The organism is Clostridium sp. AM34-11AC, from assembly GCF_003435375.1.
Classification (GTDB): Bacteria; Bacillota; Clostridia; order Lachnospirales; family Lachnospiraceae; genus Pilosibacter; species Pilosibacter fragilis.
Genome location: NZ_QWGL01000020.1, coordinates 22,109 through 34,342 on the forward strand (window position 1 = coordinate 22,109; position 12,234 = coordinate 34,342).

General features: G+C 51.8%; 12 protein-coding genes. All 12 read left to right on the forward strand.

Annotated elements, in window-relative coordinates; genetic code table 11:
• Nucleotides 1-354 precede the first annotated feature (354 nt).
• The gene (locus DW826_RS11920; protein ID WP_117552824.1) at nucleotides 355-1,317 is read left to right on the forward strand and encodes a beta-ketoacyl-ACP synthase III; all 963 of its coding nucleotides are present in this window, start codon (nucleotides 355-357) and stop codon (nucleotides 1,315-1,317) included.
• 122 nt (nucleotides 1,318-1,439) lie between these two features.
• Nucleotides 1,440-1,673 carry an acyl carrier protein gene (gene acpP, locus DW826_RS11925; protein ID WP_015553932.1) on the forward strand — a complete coding sequence of 78 codons (234 nt, stop codon included), beginning with the start codon at nucleotides 1,440-1,442 and terminating at the stop codon, nucleotides 1,671-1,673.
• 104 nt (nucleotides 1,674-1,777) lie between these two features.
• Nucleotides 1,778-2,716 carry an enoyl-[acyl-carrier-protein] reductase FabK gene (fabK, locus tag DW826_RS11930; RefSeq protein WP_278286476.1) on the forward strand — a complete coding sequence of 313 codons (939 nt, stop codon included), beginning with the start codon at nucleotides 1,778-1,780 and terminating at the stop codon, nucleotides 2,714-2,716.
• 8 nt (nucleotides 2,717-2,724) lie between these two features.
• Nucleotides 2,725-3,633, forward strand: coding sequence for an ACP S-malonyltransferase (gene fabD / locus DW826_RS11935; RefSeq protein WP_117552817.1), 909 nt, complete (start codon nucleotides 2,725-2,727; stop codon nucleotides 3,631-3,633).
• An 80-nt stretch (nucleotides 3,634-3,713) separates the two neighbouring features.
• Complete coding sequence (gene fabG / locus DW826_RS11940; protein WP_117470021.1) at nucleotides 3,714-4,457, forward strand: 3-oxoacyl-[acyl-carrier-protein] reductase; 744 nt, start codon at nucleotides 3,714-3,716, stop codon at nucleotides 4,455-4,457.
• A gap of 113 nt (nucleotides 4,458-4,570) precedes the next feature.
• Complete coding sequence (fabF, locus tag DW826_RS11945; protein WP_015553936.1) at nucleotides 4,571-5,806, forward strand: beta-ketoacyl-ACP synthase II; 1,236 nt, start codon at nucleotides 4,571-4,573, stop codon at nucleotides 5,804-5,806.
• A gap of 11 nt (nucleotides 5,807-5,817) precedes the next feature.
• Nucleotides 5,818-6,294: an acetyl-CoA carboxylase biotin carboxyl carrier protein gene (gene accB / locus DW826_RS11950; RefSeq protein ID WP_015553937.1), complete on the forward strand. Its 477-nt coding sequence runs from the start codon at nucleotides 5,818-5,820 to the stop codon at nucleotides 6,292-6,294.
• A gap of 74 nt (nucleotides 6,295-6,368) precedes the next feature.
• Entirely contained in the window at nucleotides 6,369-6,791 is a 423-nt protein-coding gene (gene fabZ, locus DW826_RS11955; RefSeq protein ID WP_015553938.1) for a 3-hydroxyacyl-ACP dehydratase FabZ, read from the forward strand.
• Nucleotides 6,792-6,804: 13 nt separating this feature from the next.
• Nucleotides 6,805-8,160, forward strand: a complete 1,356-nt coding sequence (locus DW826_RS11960; RefSeq protein ID WP_117483878.1) for an acetyl-CoA carboxylase biotin carboxylase subunit — start codon at nucleotides 6,805-6,807, stop codon at nucleotides 8,158-8,160.
• A 190-nt stretch (nucleotides 8,161-8,350) separates the two neighbouring features.
• Entirely contained in the window at nucleotides 8,351-10,135 is a 1,785-nt protein-coding gene (locus DW826_RS11965) for an acetyl-CoA carboxylase carboxyltransferase subunit alpha (protein ID WP_117483879.1), read from the forward strand.
• Nucleotides 10,136-10,218: 83 nt separating this feature from the next.
• Complete coding sequence (locus DW826_RS11970) at nucleotides 10,219-11,358, forward strand: nitronate monooxygenase family protein (protein ID WP_117483880.1); 1,140 nt, start codon at nucleotides 10,219-10,221, stop codon at nucleotides 11,356-11,358.
• 196 nt (nucleotides 11,359-11,554) lie between these two features.
• Nucleotides 11,555-12,205, forward strand: a complete 651-nt coding sequence (locus DW826_RS11975) for a nucleoside recognition protein (protein ID WP_117470022.1) — start codon at nucleotides 11,555-11,557, stop codon at nucleotides 12,203-12,205.
• The last annotated feature ends 29 nt before the right edge of the window (nucleotides 12,206-12,234 follow it).

A 12,234-nucleotide genomic window follows, 5' to 3' on the forward strand; every position in this document is an offset into this window, starting at 1 on the left:
CGGGAAAATTTCGCATGCGGTAAATATGTGATTATCATATCTGAGATATGGCATTGTTAAAATATCCAATTTTAAATAATTTGACCAGTCCAGATGCGGCAAATACTGAGCTTAAACAGGTGAAAAGGCGTCATTCCATCTTTTTTTGCGTGGAACCACAAGGGTACTGAATGGTTGCAGGTTTACTTAAGCAGCAGGCGGTGAGAAGGAAAAACAAAAATTCACTTGACAAAACAGCAGACATCTATTACCATTAGAATCAAACATTTTGAATATCAAACTATTTGAAATTAAAAACTACTGCGGGGAATAAAATTCCTTCCGCATAAACGAAATGGCAGGATTTAGAAGATGATGACAGCCAGAATTGCTGGAATCGGCGCGTATGTGCCGGAGAATTTGATTACGAACGACGATCTGTCGAAGATCGTGGACACGAATGACGAGTGGATCCGGACACGGACCGGAATCCGGGAACGCCGGATCTCCTCCGGAGAGGGAACGCGCCATCTGGCGGCGAAGGCAGCTGAGCGGGCGCTTGCGGCAGCAGGAGTTGCCCCGGAAGAGCTGGATATCATCATTCTCGGGACTTCGTCCCCGGACCGGAATTATCCCAGCGATGCCTGCAGTGTTCAGGCGGCCATCGGGGCAGTGAATGCAGTTGCCTTCGATATCTCGGCGGCATGCGCGGGATTTATTTTCGCCATGAATATCGTGGAAGGATTTTTTAAAGCCGGAATTTACAAGACGGCGCTGATCATCGGGGCGGAAACCCTCAGCAAAGTGACAGACTGGAGTGACCGCGGCACCTGTGTCCTCTTTGGAGACGGAGCAGGGGCAGCCGTTTTAAAAGCGGAAGAGACCGGAATCATCGACATGATGATGGGAGCGGACGGAACAAAGGGTGATGTTCTCGCCTGCACCTCGAGAACCGTCGGAAACTTTCTCACAGGTACAAAGCCGGAGCTCGGATTTATGACCATGGATGGACAGGAAGTTTTCAAATTCGCAGTGCGGAAGGTGCCGGAGAGTGTTATGGAGCTTTTACAGCGGACCGGGACAAAAATGGAAGACATTAAATATTATGTTCTTCATCAGGCGAATGAGCGGATCATTGAGGCAACGGCGAGACGCCTGAAGGAGCCGATGGAGAAATTCCCGATGACGATCAGTCAGTTTGGAAATACATCAACGGCATCGATCCCGTTATTGTTAGACGATATGATCCGGAAAGATATGCTGAAGAGGGGCGACAAGATCATCATGTCAGGCTTCGGAGCCGGAATGACCTGGGGTGCAGTACTCATGGAGTGGTAGATATCGGATTCATCCGGAAAGCAGGAGAAGTTATCTACATAATAAGAAATAATTTGAAAGAACAAAAAATTGCAAAAACTCATAAAATATAAATAATAAGAACATTTAAAGGAGATCAAATCATGTTAGAAAAAATGAAAGAAATCATCGCAGAGCAGTTAAGCACAGACGCAGACAGCATCACAGAGGCAACCTCTTTCAAGGATGACCTTGGTGCAGATTCCCTTGACTTATTTGAGCTTGTTATGGCTCTTGAGGATGAGTATTCCGTAGAGATCCCGGCTGAGGACCTTCAGAATCTCGCAACGGTCGGCGATGTTATGAAGTACTTAAAAGATAAAGGTGTTGAGGAATAATCAAACCGAATAAACCAGAGTAAAAACGCGTCTATGACGCGTTTTACTGATATAAAGATAATTCCGGGCAATACCCGACAGATAGATTTCAGGAAGTGAGAGCAATAAAAATGAAGACAAGAATTACAGAAATGCTGGGAATCGAATATCCGATTATTCAGGGCGGTATGGCCTGGGTCGCTGAGCATCATCTTGCTGCCGCTGTTTCCGAGGCAGGCGGTCTTGGCCTCATCGGCGGCGCAAACGCGCCGGGAGAGGTTGTCCGTGAAGAGATCCGTAAGGCGAAAGCACTGACAAAGAAGCCGTTCGGCGTTAATGTCATGTTAATGAGCCCGTATGCGGATGATGTGGCGAAGGTGGTTGTTGAAGAGGGCGTGAAGGTTGTTACGACAGGAGCCGGAAATCCTGCAAAGTACATGAAGATGTGGAAGGAGGCAGGGATCATCGTGATTCCAGTCGTTGCTTCTGTGGCTCTTGCGAAGCTTATGGAGCGCGGCGGCGCTGATGCTGTCGTTGCAGAGGGAACCGAATCCGGCGGACATATCGGTGAGGCGACCACCATGACTCTCGTTCCGCAGGTCGTTGACGCGGTATCCATCCCGGTCATCGCGGCAGGCGGCATCGGTGATGGAAGAGGAATCGCGGCGGCTTTCATGCTGGGCGCTGAGGCAGTCCAGATGGGAACAAGATTTGTTGTCGCAAAGGAATCCATCGTTCATGAAAATTATAAGCAGAGAATCATTAAAGCAAAGGACATCGATTCTGCGGTAACAGGAAGAACCCACGGACATCCGGTCCGCTGCCTGAGAAACCAGATGACAAGAGAGTATAACCGACTTGAGGCAGAAGGAAAATCCTTTGAGGAGCTTGAGTATCTGACACTTGGAACTCTCAGAAAAGCCGTTCAGGAAGGCGATACCACAAATGGAACCGTCATGGCAGGTCAGATCGCAGGTCTTGTAACGAAAGAGCAGACATGTAAGGAAATGATCGATGAGATGATGGAGCAGGCAGATAAGCTGCTTGGCGGATGTCAGAAGTAAGGAGAATCATGGGAAAGACAGCATTTATTTTTCCGGGACAGGGCGCGCAGGTATGCGGCATGGGCCAGGATTTTTATGAAAATTCGGAGACTGCAAAGGCAGTATTTGACCGTGCGACGGAGCTTTTAGGTTTTTCCGTTCCGGAGTTATGCTTTGAGAAAAATGACCGTCTGGACATCACGGAGTATACGCAGGCGGCAATGGTGACCACGAGCGTTGCCATGATGAAGGTGATGGAGGAGCGGGGCATCCATGCGGATGTGGCGGCTGGCTTAAGCCTTGGCGAGTACTGCGCACTGGTGGCAGCAGGCGTTATGACGGCGGACGACGCGATCCGCACGGTCCGGGAGAGAGGAATCCTCATGCAGGAGGCAGTTCCGGCGGGAGTCGGCGGAATGAGCGCTGTCCTCGGCATGACGGCAGATGAGATCAATGCAGTTGTGGACGAGATCCCGAACGTGCAGGTCGCAAACTACAACTGCCCGGGTCAGATCGTGATCTCCGGCCTCAAGGAGGCGGTGGAGACCGCGGCGGTGAAGTTAAAAGAGGTAGGTGCAAGACGTGTGATCCCGCTTAATGTCAGTGGACCGTTCCACTCCTATCTTTTAGAGGGAGCCGGGGAGAAGCTTGGAAGGTTTCTGGAGAATATTCCGGTATCTGAGCCAAAGATCCCGTATGTGGCGAATGTGACAGCCGCTTATGTGACAAAGGCGGAGGACGTAAAGCCGCTTTTGACACGCCAGGTATCTTCTTCTGTCAGATGGCAGCAGAGCGTGGAGACTATGCTGGCGGACGGTGTTGACCGTTTTATTGAGATCGGACCGGGAAAGACGTTAGCTGGATTTATCAGAAAGATCAACAGGGAAGCGACGGTCATCAACATTGAGAAATTTGAGGATCTGGAGAAGCTGAACTAAGTGATCGAAAGAGAAATTAGTAAATAATGTCGTCAGAGACAAAAATCTGGCGGCTGACTGATAGAAACACGGAGGGAAACATGAATTTAACAGGGAAGGTTACTCTTGTGACAGGCGCAAGCCGCGGAATCGGCCGTCAGATCGCTTTGACACTGGCTGGATACGGCGCGACCGTCATTGTCAACTATAACGGCTCCGCAGCAAAAGCAGAGGAAGTCGTAAACGAGATCACAGCAAACGGCGGAATGGCGGAGAGCATGCAGTGCAGCGTCAGTGATTTCGAAAAATCCAAAGAAATGATCGATGGGATCGTAAAGAAATACGGCCGTCTCGACATTCTTGTGAACAACGCCGGAATCACAAAAGACAACCTGATCATGAAGATGTCCGAGGACGATTTTGACGCAGTTATTGCCACAAACTTAAAGGGCGCATTCAACTGCATCAAACATGTCTCCCGCCAGATGTTAAAGCAGAGAGGCGGACGGATCATCAACATCTCCTCCGTTTCCGGAGTGATGGGAAATGCAGGTCAGGCAAACTACTGCGCATCTAAGGCCGGCATCATCGGACTCACGAAATCCGTTGCGAGAGAGCTTGGAAGCCGCGGAATCACATCGAACGCAGTCGCACCTGGATTTATCCGTACAGAGATGACGGATGTGCTGCCGGAGGACGTAAAGAAAGCCATGGGCGAGCAGATTCCGTTAAAGCATTTCGGTGAGACAAAAGACATTGCGGAGGCAGTCGCATTTCTTGCTTCCGATGAGGCAGCTTATATTACCGGCCAGGTTCTTCATGTGGACGGCGGCATGGCGATGTAAAAGACAGTTGGAAAAAGCGCCTGTTCCGGCCACATAGCCGGACAGCGGATGTTTCGGTTATCATCTGCGCGGGGCGTGGCTGATAACATATTTAGAACAGGAGAACGAAGAGCATGAGAAGAGTTGTAGTAACAGGAATGGGCGCGATCACCCCGATCGGAAACGATGTTGAGACATTTTGGAACGGATTAAAAGAGAAGAAACTCGGATTTGGACCGATCACCTATTTTGACACGACTGATTATAAAGCAAAGCTCGCGGCAGAGGTCAAGGACTTCGAGCCGAAGGACTATATGGATCCGAAGGCGGCAAGAAGAATGGAGCGTTTCGCACAGTTTGCGGTAGCGGCAGCCCGTCAGGCGCTGGAGGATTCTTCCCTCGACATGACAAAGGAAGATCCGTTCCGTGTCGGTGTCTGCGTGAGCTCCGGTATCGGAAGCTTACAGATCATCGAGAAGGAATATAAGAAGCTTCTGGAAAAAGGACCGAACCGCGTAAACCCGCTTCTGGTGCCGCTCATGATCAGCAACATGGCAGCAGGAAACGTGTCCATCCAGTTTGGCTTAAAGGGAAAGAACATCAACGTCGTGACAGCGTGCGCGTCCGGTACGAACTCCATCGGTGAGGCAATGCGTGCGATCCAGCACGGCGAGGCGGAGGTCATGGTCGCAGGCGGAACTGAGAGCTGCATCACACCGTTAGGCGTTGCGGGATTCTCCGGACTTACCGCTCTTTCCACCTCTGAGGATCCGGAGCGCGCCTCCATTCCGTTCGATCTTGAGAGAAACGGTTTCGTCATGGGCGAGGGCGCAGGTGTCGTTGTCTTAGAGGAATTAGAACATGCAAAAGCCCGCGGAGCGAAGATCTACGCGGAGTTAGCCGGATACGGAGCGACAGGCGATGCTTATCACATTACTTCTCCGGCGGAGGACGGAAGCGGTGCCGCAAAGGCAATGGAATACGCAATTGCTGACGCGGGAATGAAGCCGGAGGACATCGATTACATCAATGCCCACGGAACAGCGACCCACCACAACGATTTATTCGAGACAAAGGCCATCAAGCTTGCGCTCGGTGACCATGCATATAAAGTAAAGATCAACTCCACAAAATCCATGATCGGCCACCTCTTAGGCGCTGCCGGCGGCGTTGAGTTCATCGACTGTGTAAAATCCATCCAGGACGGCTTCGTTCATGCCACAGCGGGCTTAAAAGTAGACGATCCGGAATGCGATCTTGATTATACAAAGGGCGACGGCGTTTCCATGGAAGTAAAGACAGTTTTGACGAACTCTCTGGGATTCGGCGGACACAATGCGTGCCTGCTTGTCAGAAAGTTTGAGGAGTAAGGAGAACGGCAATGGAAGTAAAAGAGATCATTGAATTAATGAAGGCAATGTCAGAGAACGGCATGACCGGTTTCGAGCTTGAGGAAGGCGACTGGAAACTGAGCATGAAGCGGGAAAAGAAAATCGTTGCGGCGGCGCAGACACCGGTCGTTATGCAGGTCCCGGGACAGGGTTCCATGATCCAGACCGCGGATGTGACCGCTATGGAGCAGGTCTCCGGTGAAAATGCGGAAAAGAAAATTTCCGGAATCTCCGAGAAAGTGATCACCTGTCCGCTTGTGGGTACGTTCTATTCCTCCCCGGCACCGGACGCAGAGGACTATGTAAAAGTCGGAGATACCGTGAAAAAAGGTCAGGTCATCGGAATCGTGGAAGCCATGAAGCTGATGAATGAGATCGAGAGCGAGTATGACGGAATCGTAGAGGAGATCCTTGTGAAGAACGAGGAGACGGTTGAGTATGGTCAGCCGTTATTCCGGATTCGTTAATTAATAAAGATAACCGTTTGGCGGCCCGCGCATTGCCGCGCGGGCTGTGAAAGATTGGATAGAGGATAAAAATCATGTTAGGAATCAAAGAAATTCAGGAAATCATTCCCCACAGACATCCGTTTCTTCTCGTGGATTGTGTGGAGGAGCTGGAGCCGGGCGTGAGAGCCGTCGGATATAAATCTGTGACATACAATGAGCCGTATTTCGCGGGCCATTTTCCGCAGGAGCCGGTAATGCCGGGCGTCCTGATCGTTGAGGCGCTGGCACAGACAGGCGCTGTCGCGATCTTAAGCGTTGAGGAAAACAAAGGAAAGACTGCGTATTTCGGCGCAATGAATAATGTAAAGTTTAAGAAGAAAGTAGTTCCGGGCGACAAGCTCCGTCTGGAATGCGAGATCATCAAGCAGAAAGGACCGGTCGGTGTTGGAAAGGCGGTCGCTACCGTGGACGGCAAAGTCGCGGTATCTGCGGAACTCACATTTATGATCGGTTAGGACTGGTGAAGAGATGTTTCAGAAGATTTTAATCGCAAACCGCGGCGAGATCGCCGTTCGGATCATCCGGGCATGCCGGGAGATGGGGATCAAGACGGTTGCCGTCTACTCCGAGGCAGACCGGGACGCACTGCACACACTTCTTGCGGACGAGGCGATCTGTATCGGACCGGCGCCGTCCACGGAGAGCTATCTCGATATGGAGCGGATCTTAACCGCATGCGTTGTCATGAAGGCAGATGCTATCCATCCGGGCTTCGGATTTTTGTCCGAGAATGCCCGCTTCGCGGAGCTCTGTGAAAAATGCAATATCCGCTTTATCGGACCGTCAGCTGAGATCATTAACAAGATGGGAAATAAGTCCGAGGCAAGAAAAACTATGATGGCGGCGGGCGTTCCTGTGGTTCCGGGAAGCAAAGAGCCGGTCTACACCGTGGAGGAAGGCCTTAAGACCGCGAAAGAGGTCGGCTTTCCGGTGATGATCAAGGCGTCCAGCGGCGGCGGCGGAAAGGGAATGCGCGTTTCGAGGTCGGAGGAAGATTTCGAGGCGAACTTCTTAAATGCCCAGATGGAATCCGTTAAGGGATTTTCCGATAATACCATGTATATCGAGCGGTTTGTGGAGAATCCGCGCCACATCGAGTTCCAGATCTTAGGCGACCGTTACGGAAATGTGGTCCATCTCGGTGAGCGCGACTGCTCGATCCAGAGGAGACACCAGAAGGTTCTTGAGGAATCCCCGTCAGCGGCGATCTCCGGGGAGCTTCGGAAAAAGATGGGTGAGACGGCAGTCCGCGCGGCAAAGGCGGTCGGATATGAGAATGCGGGAACCATCGAGTTCCTTTTAGATAAAGATAAAAATTTCTATTTTATGGAAATGAATACGAGGATCCAGGTGGAGCATCCGGTGACGGAGGCTGTCACGGACATGGACCTCATCAAAGAGCAGATCCAGATCGCTGCGGGGGAACCGCTCTCCGTGAGCCAGGAGGACATCAAGATCTCCGGCCATGCTATCGAATGCAGGATCAACGCGGAGAATCCGGAGAAGAACTTTATGCCATGCCCGGGCATGATCACAGATATCCATCTCCCGGGTGGCAGGGGAGTCCGTGTGGACACGGCGGTCTACAACAATTACCGGATCCCGCCGAACTATGATTCCATGATCTTAAAGCTGATCGTGCGGGACAAGGACCGGGAGTCCGCCATCGCGAAGATGCGTAGCGCCCTCGGGGAGCTTGTCATCGAGGGAATCAATACGAATCTGGATTTCCAGTATGATATTTTAAGCGATCCGGATTTTCAGGCGGGAAATGTGGATACAAACTTCATTCCGTCGCATTTTCCGGAGTATACCAAAGAATAGGATTATACCAGTTCAGCCATGCACATAGTTAGGCATAGACGTGTGTTGCAAGCTTGCTTGCATAAGCACGTTTATGACTAACTATGTATATGCGGAACGCCACGAGCTTCTTGTTTTCATGGAACATGAAAACAAGAAGACTGCATGGCTGAACGTGCAATTTTCACAGTCTTGAAAGGAGCTTTTATATATGCTAAGGGATATGTTTAAAAAAACATATACGAAGATCGATATGAAATACCGTGCGGGAGAAAAGGAATCTGCCAGAACGGCAGAGGAGGACGCGCCGGTGATTCCTGCCGGGCTGTGGAAAAAGTGCAATAAATGCGGAAAGCCGATCTACACGGACGATGTAAGGGCGAACTTTTATATCTGCCCGAAGTGCGGCGGATACTTCCGTGTCCATGCGTACCGCCGGATCGAGATGATCGCGGATGAGGGAAGCTTTGAGGAGTGGGACAAGTTCATGCAGGTCTCCAATCCGTTAAGCTTCCCAGGATACGAGAAGAAGCTTGCAGCAGCCCGTGAAAAATCACAGCTCAATGAGGCCATCGTCACCGGATCCTGCACGATCCACGGACAGAAGACCGTTGTCGGTGTCTGCGATGCGAGATTTTTGATGAGCAGCATGGGCCACAACGTGGGTGAAAAGATCACGAGAGCCGTGGAGCGCGCCACGGAGGAAAAGCTTCCGGTGATCCTTTTCGCCTGCTCCGGCGGCGCGAGAATGCAGGAGGGCATGGTCTCCCTGATGCAGATGGCAAAGACTTCTGCGGCTTTAAAGAGACATCATGAGGCGGGACAGCTTTATGTGAGTGTCCTGACGGACCCGACAACGGGCGGCGTTACGGCAAGCTTCGCGATGTTAGGAGATATCATCCTCGCGGAGCCGGGGGCACTCATCGGTTTTGCGGGACCTCGTGTCATCGAGCAGACCATCGGGCAGAAGCTGCCGGAAGGTTTCCAGAGAGCGGAGTTCCTTGTGGAGCACGGCTTTGTCGATAAGATCGTGAAACGTGAGGAATTAAAAGAGACGCTGGCGATGATCTTAAAGCTTCATAAGAAGCCGGAGAGCGGATGTCTTGCGGACTGGAAAACGGAAAACACAGTTGACAGGGCGGCTTTTGAGGAAAAAGAGCAGAATTCTTCTGCGAAGAGAGCGCATCATGGTTCCGGAAAGGCAGCAGGAGCAATCCGCAGCGCATGGGATTCTGTCCTGCTTTCCAGAAAGGCGGACCGTCCGGTGGCTACGGATTATATCCGTGCGATCTTTGATGATTTCATGGAATTTCACGGAGACCGTTACTGCAAAGATGATGGTGCCATCGTCGGCGGAATCGCTTCCTTCCACGGAATGCCTGTGACAGTGATCGGGCAGGAAAAGGGTAAGAATACAAAGGACAACATCAAGCGCAACTTCGGAATGCCGTCCCCGGACGGATACCGGAAGGCGCTGCGTCTCATGAAGCAGGCAGAGACCTTTGGACGCCCGGTAGTGTGCTTTGTAGATACCCCAGGAGCCTTCTGCGGAATGGAAGCCGAGGAGCGCGGACAGGGAGAGGCCATCGCGAGAAATCTCTTTGAGATGTCAGATCTCACCGTTCCGGTGCTCTCCATCGTGATCGGAGAGGGCGGAAGCGGCGGAGCGCTTGCCATGGCTGTGGCGAACGAGGTCTGGATGATGGAGAATGCGGTGTACTCTGTTCTCTCCCCGGAAGGTTTCGCATCGATCCTCTGGAAGGACAGCAAGCGTGCGGACGAGGCGGCGCGGGTCATGAAGATGACCGCGGCGGAATTAAAGGAACTCGGAATTATCGAGCGTGTGATCCCGGAGCCGGAACCGGCAGACCCTGAGACGCTTCCGGAGATCGCGAAGACTATGGAGAATGCCATGGAGGAGTTCATTGAAGCGTGGACACAGCTTGACGGGAAGACGTTAGCAGAGCGCCGGTATGAGAGATTCCGGAAATTTTAGGCAGCGCTCCAGCAGCGTGCGGACCAGCATATGGTCATGTTAGAGATGGAACAAATACGGGGAGTTATAATTTAGGAGGAAATATGGAGGCAGCAATCGGTCTGAAACCATTAAAAATAGGGAACCTCGTGGCGAAGCACCCGGTGATCCAGGGAGGAATGGGGGTCGGCGTGAGCCTTTCGTCCTTAGCCGGAGCAGTCGCGAAGGCGGGAGGAATCGGAATCATTTCCACAGCCCAGATTGGATTTAAGGATCAGGATTTCGGAAAAAATCCGATGGCGGCGAATCTGAGAGCGATCCATTCCGAGCTTAAGAAAGCCAGGGACAAAGCGCCCCAGGGAATTCTGGGCTTTAATATCATGGTCGCAACGAAGGAGTACGCGTCCTATGTGAAAGAGGCGGTGAAAGCCGGAGCGGACGTGATCATCTCCGGCGCCGGTCTCCCGATCGACATGCCGAAATTTGTCGCGGAGGCGGAGATTGAGAACGGAGGTTCTGAAAAGAAAGAGCGGCGTACCATGATCGCGCCCATCGTTTCCTCTGTGAAATCTGCTCTTGTGATCTGCAGGATGTGGGATAGAAAGTACCACACAGCACCGGATTTCGTCGTAGTGGAAGGACCGTGCGCGGGCGGTCATCTCGGATTTTCCAGGGAACAGCTCACTGAGCTTGGAGCCGACACAGACCATGTAGCCGAGACATTTAATGAAGCGGCTTATGATAAGGAGATCCGCGGAATCATCGAGACGGTGAAAAGCTTTGCGGAGAAGTACAAAAAACATATCCCGGTCATCACGGCGGGGGGAATTTTTGATCATAAGGACGTTCTGCACCAGTTTGAGCTTGGCGCGGAGGGCGTTCAGGCGGCGACGAGATTTGTGACGACTGAAGAATGTGACGCGGATATTGCATACAAAGAGGCATATATCAACGCGAAAGAGGAAGACATTGTGATCGTTAAGAGTCCGGTTGGAATGCCGGGCAGAGCGATCAAAAATAAGTTTTTAGAGCGTGTTGCTCAGGGACCGGTGAAGGTGGAGCGGTGCTTCCGGTGTCTGGAACACTGTAATCCGGCGGAAACACCGTATTGCATCACGAAAGCGCTGATCAACGCCGCAGAAGGAAAGATTGATGAGGCGCTGCTGTTCTGCGGAAGCAATGCATACCGTTGTGAGAAGATCGAGACGGTGCCGGAGGTTATGGCGGCGCTGTGCGGAGAGTAAAAAACTCAGAGAGGCTGTTGTGCAGATCATGTGAATCAGCCAGAATATAAATTTTCAGGAAAGCAGTTTTATAAAGTTCATAGATCCCGTATTTCTGTCATAAGATAAAGAAATTCAGGTGGTGGTTTGGCGTATCTGCGCTTCGAGTGCAGGCAGCCGAAGCGTCGCCGACTTTGACAGAAATGCGGGATTTTTTATGTTAAATATGCTCTGGGCAGGAATGATGGCAGCCGGGATCTTCTGGGCGGCGTTTCATGGAAATATGGGGGCAGTGACGAATGGGTTGCTGGATTCGGCGAAAGAGGCGGTGACTCTGGGTGTTACGATGCTTGGGATCATGTCGTTCTGGTGCGGGATCTTAAAGATCGGGGAGCGAGCGGGACTCATCGAGGCGTTGACGGAGAAGATGCGTCCGGTGATCCGGTTTCTCTTTCCGAATCTCCCGGACGGACATCCGGCGGGGAAATATATCGCGACAAATATGATTGCGAACATGCTGGGACTCGGCTGGGCGGCGACACCGGCAGGGTTAAAGGCGATGGAAGAGTTGGGGAAACTGGAGGATGAGAGACGGGAGGAAAAAGCGCCGGATAAGAGGAAAAATACGGCAGGGCAGAGCAGTCTGGCGAGACAGTCGGGCACTGCCAGCAATGAGATGTGCACGTTCCTGATCGTAAATATTTCCTCACTCCAGCTCATTCCCATCAACATGATCGCCTACCGCAGCCAGTACGGCAGTGTCAGCCCGGCGGCTATCGCAGGACCGGCGCTCCTCGCGACCATCGCCAGCACGGCGGCAGGAATCACGTTCTGCAAGGTCATGGACCGGAAAAACGTTGATTTTTGAAAAAAAGTCTACTATAATATTACTATTAT